Origin of the sequence: Pyxidicoccus fallax (assembly GCF_012933655.1) — a bacterium.
Taxonomy (GTDB): Bacteria; Myxococcota; Myxococcia; order Myxococcales; family Myxococcaceae; genus Myxococcus; species Myxococcus fallax.
This window is the reverse complement of sequence record NZ_JABBJJ010000008.1, coordinates 58,303-73,421: the sequence shown is the minus strand read 5'-3', so window position 1 is coordinate 73,421 and position 15,119 is coordinate 58,303. Positions and strand designations below refer to the sequence as shown.

General features: G+C 72.7%; 12 protein-coding genes. 5 read left to right on the top strand and 7 right to left on the bottom strand.

The features are described from left to right. Positions 1–122: 122 nt before the first annotated feature. Positions 123–821 carry a pathogenesis-related family 1 protein gene (locus HG543_RS03010; protein WP_169343114.1) on the top strand — a complete coding sequence of 233 codons (699 nt, stop codon included), beginning with the start codon at positions 123–125 and terminating at the stop codon, positions 819–821. A gap of 95 nt (positions 822–916) precedes the next feature. On the opposite strand, the gene HG543_RS03005 is transcribed toward HG543_RS03010, so the two are convergent. The 4 genes from HG543_RS03005 to HG543_RS02990 form a co-directional block, all read right to left on the bottom strand. After that, positions 917–2,293 (bottom strand): serine aminopeptidase domain-containing protein, encoded by a 1,377-nt coding sequence (locus tag HG543_RS03005; protein ID WP_169343113.1) that lies wholly within the window; start codon positions 2,291–2,293, stop codon positions 917–919. 165 nt (positions 2,294–2,458) lie between these two features. Then, positions 2,459–3,292, bottom strand: a complete 834-nt coding sequence (locus tag HG543_RS03000; RefSeq protein WP_169343112.1) for a dienelactone hydrolase family protein — start codon at positions 3,290–3,292, stop codon at positions 2,459–2,461. Between the two features lie 200 nt (positions 3,293–3,492). Next, positions 3,493–4,293, bottom strand: coding sequence for an FKBP-type peptidyl-prolyl cis-trans isomerase (locus HG543_RS02995; protein ID WP_169343111.1), 801 nt, complete (start codon positions 4,291–4,293; stop codon positions 3,493–3,495). Positions 4,294–4,563: 270 nt separating this feature from the next. After that, positions 4,564–5,484 (bottom strand): heme-dependent oxidative N-demethylase subunit alpha family protein, encoded by a 921-nt coding sequence (locus tag HG543_RS02990; protein WP_169343110.1) that lies wholly within the window; start codon positions 5,482–5,484, stop codon positions 4,564–4,566. Positions 5,485–5,665: 181 nt separating this feature from the next. Between HG543_RS02990 and HG543_RS02985 the strand changes: the two genes are divergently transcribed. After that, positions 5,666–7,234 carry a parallel beta-helix domain-containing protein gene (locus tag HG543_RS02985; RefSeq protein ID WP_169343109.1) on the top strand — a complete coding sequence of 523 codons (1,569 nt, stop codon included), beginning with the start codon at positions 5,666–5,668 and terminating at the stop codon, positions 7,232–7,234. 20 nt (positions 7,235–7,254) lie between these two features. Then, a complete protein-coding gene (locus HG543_RS02980; protein WP_169343108.1) occupies positions 7,255–8,574 on the top strand; it encodes an SO2930 family diheme c-type cytochrome in 1,320 nt (439 codons plus the stop codon). Between the two features lie 54 nt (positions 8,575–8,628). Here the strand turns inward: HG543_RS02980 and HG543_RS02975 are convergent, their stop codons facing one another. From HG543_RS02975 to HG543_RS02965, 3 genes are read right to left on the bottom strand one after another with little or no spacing between them, the layout of a single operon-like run. After that, a complete protein-coding gene (locus tag HG543_RS02975) occupies positions 8,629–9,642 on the bottom strand; it encodes a D-cysteine desulfhydrase family protein (RefSeq protein WP_169343107.1) in 1,014 nt (337 codons plus the stop codon). A 34-nt stretch (positions 9,643–9,676) separates the two neighbouring features. Then, complete coding sequence (locus tag HG543_RS02970) at positions 9,677–11,404, bottom strand: glycoside hydrolase family 15 protein (RefSeq protein WP_169343106.1); 1,728 nt, start codon at positions 11,402–11,404, stop codon at positions 9,677–9,679. A 58-nt stretch (positions 11,405–11,462) separates the two neighbouring features. Then, on the bottom strand, positions 11,463–11,957 hold the full coding sequence (locus tag HG543_RS02965) for a MarR family winged helix-turn-helix transcriptional regulator (protein ID WP_211193692.1): 495 nt from the start codon (positions 11,955–11,957) through the stop codon (positions 11,463–11,465). 69 nt (positions 11,958–12,026) lie between these two features. Here HG543_RS02965 and HG543_RS02960 point away from each other — a divergent pair, with 69 nt between their 5' ends. Both HG543_RS02960 and HG543_RS02955 read left to right on the top strand, forming a co-directional pair. Beyond that, positions 12,027–12,425 (top strand): nuclear transport factor 2 family protein, encoded by a 399-nt coding sequence (locus HG543_RS02960; RefSeq protein ID WP_169343105.1) that lies wholly within the window; start codon positions 12,027–12,029, stop codon positions 12,423–12,425. 141 nt (positions 12,426–12,566) lie between these two features. Then, positions 12,567–15,002 (top strand): ABC transporter permease, encoded by a 2,436-nt coding sequence (locus HG543_RS02955; protein ID WP_169343104.1) that lies wholly within the window; start codon positions 12,567–12,569, stop codon positions 15,000–15,002. Positions 15,003–15,119 lie beyond the last annotated feature (117 nt).

Below are 15,119 nucleotides of genomic sequence, written 5' to 3'. Positions count from 1 at the left end.
CAGGAAGCCTAACAGGCTCCGGGCCCGGGCGCTCCTCCCCCCCTGGGCCACTGGAACTTTCCATCCGGCATTTCACATGGGGCGGGATTGCTCCCGGCCCCCGGGTCCGGATAATCGCGGGCATGGTCCGCTCCTCCTTCCGACACCTCCTGGCACTGGGACTTCTCGTACCCTGGCTCACCACCGGCTGCGGCTCCGACGAGACGCCCCCGGACAACGAGCCTCGCCCTGGCGAGACGCCCCGTGACGGGGGAACGACCGGCGAGACGCCCCTGGATGGGGGCTCGACGGATGCGGGCACGACGCCCACGGATGCGGGCACATCGGATGCGGGCACGACCCCCACGGATGGGGGCACCCCCCTGCCCGCCTTCGCGCGCGACATGGTCGACACGCACAACGCGGTGCGGGCCTCGGTGACGCCCGCCGCCAACCCGCCGCTGGAGCCGCTCACCTGGGATACGAAGGCGGAGGAGACTGCGAGGGCGTACGCGGCGAAGTGCGAGTTCGTGCACAACCCCAACCGCGGCAACTACGGCGAGAACCTGGCCGCCGCCACGCCGGGCCACTTCACCACGGCGGGCGTGGTGCGGTACTGGGCCGAGGAAGTCGCGGACTACAACTACGCCAGCAACAGCTGCGCGTCGGGCAAGATGTGTGGCCACTACACGCAGGTGGTGTGGCGCACCACGAAGCGCGTCGGCTGCGCCACGCAGGTGTGCGACAAGAACTCGCCCTTCGGCGCGCAGTTCCCCAGGTGGCAGCTCTGGGTGTGCAACTACGCGCCGCCGGGCAACTACGTCGGCCAGCGGCCGTACTGATTGCGCGGGCGGCGCTTCGGTCCGCGCGATCACGCTCGATGCATCGGCAGGACCGCCGCGTCCATGCCCCACCTCGAGGCACCTTCGACGGTGCCTCAGCGCCCCAGTCCGCGCAGCCACGCCTCCAGCGAGGGGAACAGCTCCTCCGCCATCGTCTCCACGCCGGGCTGCTTCGCGTCCGCCGGCAGGACGAGCCGGTGGTCGGCGCCGGCCAGCACCTTCACCGTCACGGTGCCGGCCCGGACGTCGCTGTCCGCCTGCGAGAGTGCCGCGGACAGTGCGCTGGCCGTGGGCCTCGCGGGCGTCACCTCGTCCTTCTCGCCCAGCAGCGCGAGCACCGGGCCGCGCACCCGTCCCAGGTCTTCCGCCGGGTCATAGGACAGCACGTTGCTCCACAGCAGCCGCTGAAGCTCCAGCATCCCGGGCAGCGGCAGCTCCTCGTGGCGGGACTGCGGCGTCACCGCGTACCAGCGCCGGCGCTTCGCGCGCTTGAGGTGGAAGTCGAGCGTGCGCAGCGACTTCTCCTCGCGCTCGGGCGCGTACAGGCGCGCGTCGTGGAGCACGCCGAGGAACTCCGTCAGCTCCACCAGCTCCGGCCCGGTGAGGCCCTTGCGCCGCGCCTCGTTGCGCAGCCGGTGCTGCTCCTGCTTCCACAAGGGACCGCCGCCCCCGGATACCAGCACGAGGAAGCCCGTCAGCTCCGGCGCGCGCGACGCCGCGTGGACCGCCGCCCAGGCCCCCTGGCCGAACCCCATCAACCCCACCGCGCCCTCACGCAGGCCGGCGCGCTCCCTCAACAGCCGCGCCGCCGCGAGCCCGTCCTCCGCCAGCACGTCCATGCCGGACACCCACGGCCGGCCATTGCCCGTCGAGCCCCCCGAGCCCCGCCTGTCGTAGGTGAGCACCGCCAGCCCCTGGTGCACGAGGAAGCTCGGGTAGGGCTCCAGCGCCCGCCGCGTCTCCATGTCCGCGTCCGGCAGCAGCACCACGCCGGCCCGGGGAGGCGTACCGGCCGGCAGCCACAGCGTCCCGGCGAGGGTGACGCCGCCGTTGCGGACGGTGACGTCCTCGGTGCGCGCCGGCAGCCGCTCCAGCACGAGCGGCGCGGGGCCCAGGCCTGTCAGTGAGGGCCGGCTGCCATTCCACGTGATGCGGGCAGCGGGTTGACTCCCCGCGAGCGCCCACGCACCGTCCTCGCGCGGCTCCAGGCGCCAGCGCCGCCGGGAGGCGAAGTCCATGAGAAAGGGCGCGACGCCGTCATGCCCCACGTGCACGAGCCCGCCGTCGGGACGCAGCCAGCCTCCCGTGAAGGGCGGGGCCTCCACCAGGCCTTCCGCCGTCCTGGGCTGCTCCGCCGTCCCCGCCCGCCCCGCGCTCCGCCGTCCCACGTGCGGCGCCGCCACGCCGCCCGCGGCCCCACCCGTCAGCAGCAGGCACAGCCCCACCGCGACGCACGCTCCTGTCCTCGACACCTCAGCCTCCCGGAGAAGTGCCGTCCTTCAAGCCGACCCCGGTCCTCCGAGCAACAGGGTGCCGGGCACCCGAGCCGCGAGTGGACCAGTGGACAACACCTCGCCCCCGGGGGCGGGGCCGGCCCGCGCCTCGGGAGCGTTCCGGGCGCACCGGCCGTCCCTTCCTCAGCGCTTCAGGTGCTGCTCCAGGAACGCGGCCGTCTCCTGCCACGCCGTGGACGCGGCGCGCTCGTCATAGCGGCCACCGGACGGGTTGGCGAAGGCGTGCTCCGCCTCGAACTCCAGGATGCGGTGCCGCACCCCCGCCGCGTCCAGCGCCTGCCGCAGCTCCGCCACCGTCTCCGGCGGAATGGACGCGTCCTTCGTCCCGAAGATGCCCAGCACGAACGCCTTGATGGTCGACAACTGGTCAACATCCGTCACCGGGTTGCCGTAGTAGATGACCGCCGCGTCCAGCTCCGGAATCGCCATCGCCGTGCGCAAGGACCAGCTGCCTCCGAAGCACCAGCCGATGCTCCCCGTGCGCTCCGCCCGGATGCGCGAGTCACTCTGGAGGAACGCATGCGCGGCCTTCAGCACCTCCTGCGCGCGCGCCGCGTCCACCGACTTCACCAGCCCCATCGCCTCGTCGCGAGAGGTGGCCACCTTGCCGCCATACAGGTCCACCGCGAGCGCCGCGTACCCGTTGGCCGCCAGCCGGTCCGCCCAGGCCTGGATGTGCTCGTTGAGGCCCCACCACTCGTGGATGACGAGCAGCGCCGGCAGCGGCCCCTGCGCGTTCTCCGGCAGGCTCAGGTACATCTTCGTGCCCGCCACCTCCACCTCCTGCCCCCGGCGCGGCGGCGCCGCGTCCGGGCGCAGCGTGTGCATCGCCTTGAACTCCGCCTCGGAAACCGCCCCCGTGGGCGACGGCTCGCGAGCCACCTCCCGGGGCCCTCCCCGGACGCAGCCTCCCAGTAGCAGCGCTCCCATCGACAACAGCAGCAGGCTCCGGCGCATGGTGCTCTCCTCGCGTGTGTCGTCCCGCCCGGCCTCCCTCGCGCGGAGGGACGCCGACGGCCCCACGCAACTACCCCGGCCCGGCACCGCGCGCCACCGGCTGGCGTCCCCGCCGGAAAAACGAAGAGGGCTGGGAGGGGAATGCCCCTCGCCAGCCCTCCTGAGTCCCGCTCACGAAACCCGAGCGGAAGACGGTGTGACTACTTCTTCGGCGCCGGGGGCGTGGCCGGCTTGCCCTGCGGCGCGCCGCCCGGGGGCGTGCCGCCCATGGCCGGCATCTCCGGCGCCTTCACGATCTCGAGCAGCTCCACCTCGAACACCAGGGCCGCGCCGCCCGGGATGTTCGGCGGGGCGCCGCGGTCACCGTAGGCGATGTCCGACGGGCAGGTCAGCTTCGCCTTGCCGCCCACCTTCATCTTCTGCACGCCCTCGGTCCAGCACTTGATGACGCCCTGGAGCGGGAACTGCGTGGGCTCGCCGCGCTTGTACGAGCTGTCGAACTCGGTGCCGTTGGTCAGCGTGCCCTTGTAGTGCACCTTCACGATGTCCGTGGCCTGGGGCGACGCGCCCGTGCCGGCGGTCAGCTCCTTGTAGACCAGGCCGGACTCCGTCTTCTGCGCGCCGGACTCCTTCGCGGCCTGCTCCAGGAACTCCTTCGACTTCGCCTTCTCCGCCTCGGCCTTGCGGTTGCTGCGCGAGCGCGCCAGCTCCTGCAGCTTCGGACCGTACGTCTCCAGGTCCACCGGCGACTTCTCACCCTTCACCTGCGAGGTGATGCCCGCCTTGACGTACTCCAGCTCCTCCGGAGTCATGTCGAACACGCTGATGCTCCGGCCGATGGACAGGCCGAGCGCGAACAGCGTCTTCTGCTCCTCCGTCTGCGGGTTGGTGGCGCTGCCCGCGCCACCGGCGGCCTGCTGCGTGCCCTCACCCTGCTTCCCCTGCTGGGGCTGGCATCCCGCAACTGCCAGCATTCCCGCGACCAGCCACATCTTCCGCATGTCTTTTGCCCTTCCTTGGCTTGCGGCGGCAGCGAAGTCCCCGCCGTCAGTCAGAGAGTTCTGGGGGCGACTTACTACAGAAATGGTCTGTCATCCGCTGGACGGCGCCATGACGCTCCAGGGCCCCCGTTCAATCCACGCCTGGAACCCCCGACCCGCCCCCCGTCTTCCACAGGAATTCCAGGAATGCAGTATTTTTCGGCATCCACGTGAGACTGCCCGTCCGGCCGGGGTGCCTCCGGGCGGGAAGTCCTTGGCAGGGGCCGGCCTTCAGCCTCCCGCCTCCAGGAAGGCCAGGAGCGGCTCGCGCACGGGGGTGATGCGCTTGTACGCCGCCGAGTCCGCCGGCACGGAGCGCAGCACCCGGGCGAACCGCTGGCGACGCGCGGAGTCCTTCACCTCGTCGGCCACCGGGGCGCGGTAGGTGTGGATGGTGAAGAGGATGGCGCCCGTGCGCGGCATGCGGGTGAGTGTCTGCCGCTCCAGCCGCAGGAAGCACCGCTCCCCGGCATTCTCCGGGGTGATGCCTTCATAGAGATGCGTCCACTCGGGGAACGTCCACGGCTCCAAATCCAGACGCTCCGTCACGGTGATGGCCCAGTTGCAGCGCGTCACGGAGCGCCCGGCCTTCAGGCCTTCCATCAGCTTGAGCGTGGACGGGCCCAGCTTCGCGTTGAACCCTGGCACCGGCACGTGCACGTCGAGCAGTGACTTCCCCAGCTTCTCGCCCAGGTGCCAGCCGGAGGGAAAGCACAACAGCCCCGCCACCAGCGGGAAGCCCTCGCGCGTGCCGTCCAACAGCAGCAGGTCCTCCTGCACCTGCCGGCCCAGCCACTCCAGCGGGGCCTGGGGCAGGCTCGCCGCATCCTCCGGCGTGAAGCGCGTCTCGGTGCCCAAGAGGAGGTTGCGCCACCGCCAGCGCCCGTCCTCCACCTCCAGCGCGAAGTGCTCCGGCGCCTGCCGCGCCATGACGGGCAGCAGCACCGTCACGGTCTCCCACTGCAGCGGCTCCGTGCCCGGCATCGCCTGGGAGCGCGCCCCGTGCCCGGCCGCCAGGAGCCGCGCCTTCAGCGCCACCTCCTCCGCGTAATGCGGCGCGTCGACCTCGATGAGGTGCTCGTCTTGGCGCAGCGCGTGAACGCCCAGTGACAGCGCGAAGGTGTCCTGCTCGAAGGGAAAGTAGGGCAACACGGGAACCTTTTCTCAACGCGGTTGCAGAACGCACCGCGTCACAGCAGTGCGGTGCCATGAATTCGTCACCTGACCCTTGAGGTCGGCTGGCTTTAGCGACCAGGATTCGCGCAACCGCGTTGCGCGCTGGCCTCCATGCTCGGAGGTGAAGCGGCGCGGCGCCTTCCGCTGGAGGAACCTGATGCGCTGTCTTCCGCCCTCGTGTGCGCCTCGCGCCGTGCTGCTGGCCCTGGTGGGCCTGCTCGCCCTTCCCGCGTGCTCGGATGACGATGACAAGGACGGCGCGGAGACGCCGGACGCCGGCCAGCAGCCGACGGACGCCGGCCAGCAGCCGACGGACGCGGGCACGCGGAACGACGCGGGCACCGACGCGGGGACGGGGACGGACGCGGGCACCGACGGCGGCTCCACGGTGGCCTGGCCGCAGGAGTTCTCCTGCGAGGGCAAGACTCCGCGCACGCTCACCTTCAATCCCGGCCAGGAGCAGGAGCTCCAGGACGCGGTGAATGACCTCGCCGAGTGCACCACCCTCCAGCTCGGCGCGGGCACCTTCCAGTTCGACAGCGCCATCACCATCCGCCAGAACGGCATCACCATCGTCGGCGCGGGCAAGGGCGCCCAGGGCGAGGCCACCGGCGCGAGCGCCAGCACGGTGCTCGACTTCTCCGGCGCCGTCAGCAACAGCAACGGCATCGACGTGGTGGGCAAGCTCTTCACGGTGAAGGACCTTGCCATCTGGAACGCCAAGAAGGATGGCCTGCGCATCGAGAACTCCACCAATGTGTTCATCCAGCGAATCCGCACGGAGTGGGCGCGGGAGAACGAGGAGAGCAACGGCAAGTACGGCATCTACCCGGTGAAGTCGTCCTACGTCATCGTCGAGGACTCCGAGGCCTACAACGCCGCGGACGCCGGCATCTACGTGGGGCAGACGCGGTACGCCATCGTCCGGCGCAACGTGGCGCGGAAGAACGTGGCGGGCATCGAAATCGAGAACACGAAGTATGCCTTCGTGCAGGGCAACACCGCCATCGACAATACCACCGGCCTCGTGGTGTTCGACCTGCCGGGCAACCCCATCCGCGGCACGGACGTCCTCATCGTCGGCAACACGATTACGGGCAACAACCGCCCCAACTTCGCCTCCGTGGAGGCCAGCAGCAGCACCGTATCCCAGGTGCCCGCCGGCACCGGCACGTTCATCCTCGCGTCGCGCCGGGTGGAGCTCACCGGCAACACGTGGGGTGACAACAACTCCGTGGACATCGCCGTGCTCAGCGGCCTGGCCATCGAGAAGAACATCCAGCTGTGGCAGGCCGGCTTCTTCAACTTCCCCAGCTCGGATGTGTTCATCCACGGCAACACCTTCATGGGCGGCAGCGGGGACCGCGTGGACAACGGCCAGGTGGACCCGCGGCGCCGCCCCCTGGGCGCGCTGCTGGCCGGCGTGTACGGCTACGGGGCCGCGACGCAGGGCGTGACGCAGGTGGAGCACCTGCTGTGGGACGGCATCGACCCGTTCATGCACGACCGGGCGCAGCTCAACCCCGCCAACATCTGCTTCACCGGCAACGCGCTGCCGCCGACGACGCAGGCCGCCGTCGTGGACCTCCACCTGGAGGAGGTCTCCAGGAAGCTCCTGAGCCCCACGCCCGACCCGGCCGGCGCCTGGAACGCGACGCGCCGCTACCCGCAGGGCGCGAAGGCGTTCAACTGCCCGGGCTTCTCCCCGGCCCTGGCGCTGCCCTGAACGGTCCGAGGACGCGACGCATGCGCAAGCCGCTCATCCCGGGACTCGGACTGGCCGCGGTGCTGCTGACCGCGGCGCTGGCCTCCTGCTCCGGTGGCGAGGACCCGCCGCCGTCCGGAGCCGACGCGGGGAACACCCCGCCGGACGCGGGCACGCCTCCGGTGGACGGTGGCACACCGGATGCGGGTGGGGACGCGGGCGGGGACGCCGGGATGGATGCCGGCGTGGACGCGGGCGGGGACAGCGGCATTCCCGATGCCGGCGAGGATGGTGACGCGGGCACCCCGGACGGCGGCGGCGATGCCGGCCCGGGCGTGCCGGACGGCTCGGTCGTCATCCCCAACAGCCTGTCGGGCTTCGGCCTGTTCACCGGCAGCCCGGCGGACGGCGGGCTGAAGCCGGTGGCGGGCAACGTGCCCTACGAGCTGACCACGCCGCTGTTCTCCGACTACGCCGTGAAGTCCCGCACGCTCCACGTGCCGCCCGGCAAGGCCGCCGGGTACCACGCCCGGGACGTGCTGGACTTGCCCGTGGGCACCCTCATCACCAAGACGTTCGCCTTCCCCGCGGACCTGCGCGAGCCGGACAAGGACGTGCGCGTCATCGAGACGCGCGTGCTGGTGCGGCAGCCCGGCGGCTGGGAGGCGTACCCCTACTTCTGGAACGAAGCCCAGACGGAGGCCACCCTGGCCAACGGCGGCCGCGTCGTCCGGGACGTCCAGCTCATCGACGAGCAGGGCGTGACGCGCAAGTTCGACTACCTGGTGCCCAGCAAGAACCAGTGCCTGAAGTGCCACCATGTCCTGGACGGCGCGCAGAACCAGGTGATGGTGCCCATTGGCGTGAAGGCCCGGTACCTCAACCGGGAGCACACCTACGGCGATGGGCAGACGCGCAACCAGCTCCAGCACCTGGCCGGCCTGGGAATGCTGACGGGCCTGCCGCCCCTTCCCGAGGTGCCCCACGCGCCGGACGCATTTGACTCGGAGGCCGCGGACCTGGACACCCGGGCGCGCACCTACCTGGACATCAACTGCGCGCACTGCCACAACCCGAAGAGCCAGGCGGGCGAGACCAGCCGCCTGTTCCTCGACATCGCCACCATGGACAAGTTCTCGCTGGGCATCTGCAAGCGGCCGGGCTCCGCCGGCAGCGGCGTGGGCGGCGAGTTCGACATCGTCCCTGGCAGCCCCTCGGTGTCCATCCTCTGGTACCGGCTGAACACCGAGGAGTCCGGGAAGATGATGCCGGAGCTGGGCCGCGCCATCCGGCACGACCAGGGCTCCCAGCTCATCTTCGACTGGATTGACGCCATGCCGGACCGCTCCTGCGAGGAGTGAGCCGGTCCGGGCCCCTTCCGTGTCCTCTCGCGCACGGAAGGGGCACCCGCCCCTTCAGACGGGCGGGGCCTCGTCGAACGCGGAGACGTAGGCGAAGAGGCCGGGCAGGCCGCCGGTGTGGAGGAAGACCACCGTCTCCCCACGGCGAATGGTGCCGTCGGCGATGCGCCCGAGGAGCCCGGCGAAGGCCTTCCCCGTGTACACCGGGTCCAGGAAGAGCCCCTCCATGCGCGCCACCAGCGAGACGGCCTCCTTCATCTCCCGCGTGGGCAGGCCATAGCCGGAGCCGAGGAACGCCTCGTCCACCTCCACAGCGTCCGCGCCCAGGGCCATGTCCGGCGCGAGGAGCGCGAGCGCCTCCTCGGCGATGGCGTGGACGCGGAGGCGGATGTCCCGCGCCGGTGCGAGGACGCTCATGCCCGTTACCCGCGCGGCGCAGCCCAGCGCCGCCAGCCCGGCGACGAGCCCCGCCTGCGTGCCGCCGCTGCCGCAGGCCACCACCACCCGGTCAACGCGCTCCCCCGCCGCGAGCGCCTGCTCCAGCACCTCGCGCGCGCACTCCGCGTATCCCATGGCCCCGAGCGCGTCCGACGCACCGAAGGGCAGCACGTAGGGTACCCGCCCCTCGCCACGCGCCCGGGCCGCCAGCTCCTCCAGCAGCGCGCGGCTGTCCACCTCGCCCGCGACGACGTGCACCGTCGCGCCGAGGAGCCGGTCGAGGAGGACGTTGCCGTTGTGCTCGTAGGCCGCATCGGTGCGGGGCACGCGCTTGCGCAGCACCAGCTCGCACCGCAGGCCGAGCCGGGCCGCCGCCGCGGCCAGCAGGCGCGACGCGTTGGACTGGAGCCCTCCGTCGATGAGCACGGTGTCGCAGCCCTGGGCGAGCGCGCGCGCCAGGTGGAACTCCAGCTTGCGCAGCTTGTTGCCACCCCCGCCGAGGCCTCCCAGGTCATCGCGCTTGAGGAGCAGGCGCGGACCTCCGAGGTGACGCGACAGGCGCTCCAGCGGCTGGAGCGGCGTGGCGCCGTCCAGCAGGGAGAGGCGTTGAGGCAGGGGGAGGGTCTTCATGACTCCGCCTCGTACCGCGAGGCGGCGTCGCCTGTCAGCCGCCGAGCGCCTCGCCGCGTGACAGGCCCATGGCCGTCTGCACCAGGGCCACGTGGCTGGATGAGTGCGGGAAGTGGCCCGCCATGCGGCGCTGGCGCGGGTCATACTCCTCCGGCAGCAGGCCCACGTCGTTGCGCACGCGCAACAGCCGCTCGAAGAGCGCCTTCGCCTCCTCGCGCCGGCCGAGCAGGTGCAGGCTGTCCGCCAGCCAGAAGCTGCACACCAGCGACACGCCCGCCCCGCTCGCGTCGTGCTCACGCACGAAGTCCCCCTCCCCCAGTCCGCGCTCCACCGCCTCCACCGTGCCGCGCACGCGCGCGTCGTCCGCCGGCAGGAAGCCCAGCCGCGCCAGCCGCAACAGCCGCGCGTCCAGGCCCCGCCCGCCGTACTCGCGGGTGAAGGTACCCCGGCGCGAGTCGAAGCCCTCGCGGCACACCTCCGCGTGCAGGTCCGCGCGCAGCCGCTTCCAGCGCTCGCCGGGCGCGTCCAGGCCGAAGTGCGCGGCGCTCTCCAGCGCCCGGTCCACCGCCACCCATGCCATCACCTTGGAGTACGTGAGGGTCGGCGCCTCGGCCGCGGGCTTCAGCCAGCGGCCCTCCAGGTGCTCCAGCATGGCGCGCTGGAGCGTCCACGCGTCGCTGCTGGGAGGCAGCCCCCGGCGCGCGGCCTCCAGGAAGCTGCCCATGACCTCGCCCACCTCTTCCGTGCGCAGCCCCCGCCGGGACTCATGGCCGATGCGCACCGGCCGCGTGCCCTCGTAGCCGGGCAGCCACGGCAGCTCCTCCCCGGGGAAGCGGCGCTCGCCGGCCACGCCGTAGGAGGATTGCAGCTCCTCCGGCTCGCCGGCCACCGCGCGCACCAGCCAGTCGCGCCACGCGCGGGCCTCCTCCATGTAGCCCCCGTCCAGCAGCGCCTGGAGCGCGCTCGTCGCGTCGTGCAGCCAGCAGAAGCGCGCGTCGCCGGGAGGCACCCCGGAGGGCGTCGGCAGGGACGTGGTGGGCGCGGCGACGATGCCGCCCGTGGGCGAGTAGGTGAGCGCCTTCAGGGTGATGAGCGAGCGCTGGAGCGGCTCGTGCCATGGCCCGGTGGTGACGAGGCGCGAGGACCACGCCTTCCACCACGCCTCCGTCTCCTCCACGGCGGCCAGCGCGTCCAGGGGCCTGGGTGGCACCTCGTGCGAGGGGTGCCACGCGAGGACGAAGGGCACGCGCGCGCCGGGCTCCACGGGGAAGTCCGCGGTGAGCGTGTTGCCCCGCCGGCGCACGGTGACGGGCGTGCGCAGCGCCACCGCGTCCGGCCCCGCCCGCGCGGAGGCATGGTCCTCGTGGAGGCGCAACCAGGGCGAGCGGTCGCCGTAGCCGAAGTGCGCGAGCAGCTCCATGCGCATGGGAACGGAGCCCTTGAGGCCCTGCACCACGCGCACGAGGTCCGGCGCGCCGCTGCGCGGGGGCATGCAGTCCACCACGCGCACCGCGCCGTCCTCCGTCTCGTAGTCCGTCTCCAGCACCAGCGTGCCGGGCCGGTAGCGGCGCGTCACCTTGAGGATGCCGCCGGCCGGGGCGACGAGCCACCGGCCGTGGGACGCATCTCCCAGCAGCGCCGCGAAGCACGCGTCCGAGTCGAAGCGCGGCCAGCACAGCCAGTCGATGGAGCCATCCCGCCCCACGAGGGCGGCGCTCTGCGTGTCACCGATGAGGGCGTAGTCTTCCAGGGGAAGGGCCATGCGCGGGAGCATGGCACAACCGCGCGCGGGGCTGCCCTGACCCGGCGCCCCGCCCCTCCTAGCGGGGCGCCCGCACCCGCCGGGCCCGTACCGCCTCGGCGCCGCCCAGCGAGGTGAGCACCGCCGCCAGCAGCTTGCGCGCCGCGTCCACCGCCGCCGCCCCGTGCTGCCGCTCGAAGCGCTTCTGCAGCCCGGCCCGGAGGGCGCGCGTGCGCTCCACCGCCGCCTGTCCCCGCGCGGACAGCGCCACCCGCCGCACGCGCGCGTCCTCGGACGCCGTCCGCTCCACGTAGCCCAGCGCCTCCAGCTCGGCCACCGTCTTGGACGCAGCCTGCTGCGTCACCTCCAGCAGCTCCGCCAGCTCGCTGATGGAACGCGGGCCTCCCAACAGGTGCTGGAAGACATAGCCGTGCGCGTGGCGCAGGCCCGTGAAGCCCGCGGCGTGGATGTCCTCCAGCACCTGCTCGTTCACCCGCTGCCCCACGAAGAGGGCGAGGTAGCCCAAATCCAGCGACTCGAGCCGCACGGACGCGTCTTCCTTCCGACGTGACATGGCCTCCCGTCTTGCATCCACAACCCGGGTTGTGCAACATGGGTTGTGCATCTTCCCTGGGAGGACCTCATGTCCACGACGAACCTCGACACGGCGCTGCGCTACCTCCAGGCCCTGGAGTCAGGAGCGACGGGGGAGGCGCTGGCCGCCTTCTTCCACCCCCAGGTGGAGCAGCGCGAGTACCCCAACGCGCTCACCCGCACGGGGCAGACGCGGGGCCTGACGGCGCTGCTCGCAGGCGCCGAGAAGGGACGCAAGCTCCTGTCCTCGCAGCGCTACGCCGTCCGCAATACCCTGGCCCAGGGCGACACCGTGGCGCTGGAGGTGGACTGGAGCGGCACGCTCGCCGTGCCCCTGCGCACGCTGGCCGCCGGAGACACCCTGCGCGCCACGTGCGGCATGTTCCTCACCTTCCAGGACGGTCGCATCATCTCCCAGCGCAACTACGACTGCTTCGAGCCCTTCTGAGGCTCCACCGCCGCGGGGGCCTGTCCGGAAGCGGGATTCGGTTTCCCAGCGCCGGGCACCCCGCCCTCCGTCCGGGCCGGCCCACCGCCCGGAGGGGGCTGGCCGCGGGGGCTGGCATGGTCCATGCTCGCGGCTCCTGGAATGGACACCCTCCTCCAGGACCTCCGGCTCGCGCTGCGCCGGCTGCGCCGGAGCCCCACCTTCACGCTGGTGGCCGTGCTGACCCTGGCGCTCGGCATCGGCGCCAACGCGGCCATCTTCAGCGTGGTGCACGCGGTGCTGCTGCGCCCGCTGCCCATGCACGACGACGCCCGGCTGGTGCGCGTGTACACGGTGGGCCGGCAGGGCCCCGGCCCCACCTCGCCGCTGGACTTGAGGGACATGCGCGAGCAGGCCCGCGCCTTCGACAGCCTCTTCGGCGTGGCGAGCGCGGAGATGACGCTCGCCGCCGACGGCCCGGAGACCTCTCCCGAGCGGGTGCAGGGCGGCCTCGTGACGGCCGGCTTCTTCCAGGGACTCGGCGTGCGCATCCAGCTCGGCCGAGGGCTCCAGGACAGTGACGACGCGCCGGGCGCACCGAAGGTGGCGGTGATTTCCCACGAGCTGTGGCAGCGCCGCTACGGCGGCAGCCCCTCGGTGCTCGGCCGCTCGATGCACTTCGGCGGCTCCGAGCCCTGGACGGTGGTGGGCGTGGCGGCGCCCGGCTTCGACTTCCCGTCGCGCGCGCGAATGTGGACGCCCTTGATGTGGGAAGCCCCCATGGTGAAGCCGGAGGCGCGCGGCTCGCACTGGCTGGAGGTGTACGGCCGGCTCGCCCCGGGCGTGAGCCTGGAGGGAGCCCGCGCCGACGTCGCCGCCATCGCCGGCCGGCTGGCCGAGCAGTATCCGAAGACCAACGCGGAGAAGGGCGCGAGCGTGGAGCTGCTTCGCGATGTGCTGCTGGGCCGCACGCGCCCCTCGCTCCTCTTGCTGATGGGCGCGGTGGGGCTGGTGCTGCTCATCGCCTGCGCGAACCTCACCCACCTGTTGCTGGCCCGCGCCGCCTCGCGCGAGGGGGAGCTGTCCGTCCGGCTCGCCCTGGGTGCCAGCCGGGGCCGGCTCGCGCGCGAGCTGCTGTTGGAGAGCGCCCTGCTCTCCCTCCTCGGCGGCGCGGCGGGCCTGCTCGCCGCAATGTGGGCGCTGGACGCGCTGGCCGTGCTGGGCCCTCGCGACATCCCCCGCATCGAGGAGGTGTCGCTGGACCGTGCCGTGCTGGCCTTCACCGCCGGGCTGTCGGTGCTCACCACATTCCTCTTCGGCCTCGTGCCGGCGCTGCACGCCTCGCGCGTGGACCTGGGGCGGAGCCTGCGCTCCCTTGGCGGGGGCGGTGGTGGGGGCGCGCACCGGCACCGCACCCGCTCCGCCCTCATCATCGGCGAGACGGCGCTCGCGGTGCTGCTGCTGGTGAGCGCGGGCCTGCTCCTGCGCAGCTTCGTGCACCTGCAGCGCGCCCCGCTCGGCTTCCAGCCCGAGGGCGTCCTCACGGTGAAGCTCGAGCTGCCCACGCTGCGCTACCGCTTCGGCACCGCGGCCCCCGCCGCCTTCTATGACCCGCTCCTGGAGCGGCTGCGCGCGCTGCCCGGCGTGGAGGCGGCCGGCGCGGTGAGCGTCCTGCCCATGGACGGTGGCATCAGGTGGACCACCCCGCTGAAGGACTCGCAGCGGCCCGTGCCCCCGGGGACCAGCCCGTGGGAGACCCGGGTCCGCATCGTCACGCCGGGCGCGCTGGAGGCCATGCGCGTGAAGGTGCTGCGCGGCCGGGGGCTCACGGCCGAGGACAGGGGCGCGGGAGGGCGCGCGGTGCTGGTGAACGCCGAGGCGGCCCGCCGCTTCTGGCCCGGCGAGGACCCCATCGGCCACACGGTGGAGACGGGGACGGACTGGGGCAGCGGCGCGTTCGGCGGCCGGGTGGTGGGCATCGTGGAGGACCAGGCCCTCGACGGGCCCGCCACGCCGCCGGTGCCCGAGCTGTACGTGCCCTACGAGCAGGCGCGCGGCACGGGCATGGTGCTGCTGCTGCGCACGTCGGGCGAGCCGCTCGCGCTGGCCTCGGCGGTGCGCGCCGAGATTCGCGCGCTCGACGCGAGCCTCGCTTTGGGCAGCGTGCGCACTCTCTCCTCGGTGGTGGACGGCACGGTGGCCCCGCTGCGCTTCTACCTGCTGCTGGTGGGTGCCTTCGCCGGCGTCGCCATGGTGCTCGCGGCGGTGGGGCTCTACGGGGTGGTGGCGTACGCGGTGCTCCAGCGCACCCGCGAGCTGGGCATCCGCATGGCGCTGGGCGCGCGCGAGGACCAGGTGACGGGCATGGTGCTGGACCGGTACCTGCGGCTCACGGGAGCGGGGCTCCTCCTCGGCCTCGTGCTCGCCGCCGGCGCCAGCCGCGCGCTCACGCACCTGCTCAGCGGCGTGCGGCCCATCGACCCGCTCACCTATGTAGCGGTGGTGGCGATGCTCGGCGCGGTGGCCTTCCTCGCCGCCCTGCTGCCCGCGCGTCGCGCCTCGCGAATCCCGCCCGCCATCGTGCTCCGGGGGGACTGAGGGCCCCGAGCCGTCGGCGGGCGTAGCGTCGGAAGGCGGCTGACCCAGCCCCGAGTCCTCGGTGGACGTCGCGTCGGGAGGAGGCTGGCCCGGCCCCGAGTCCTCGGTGGACGTCGC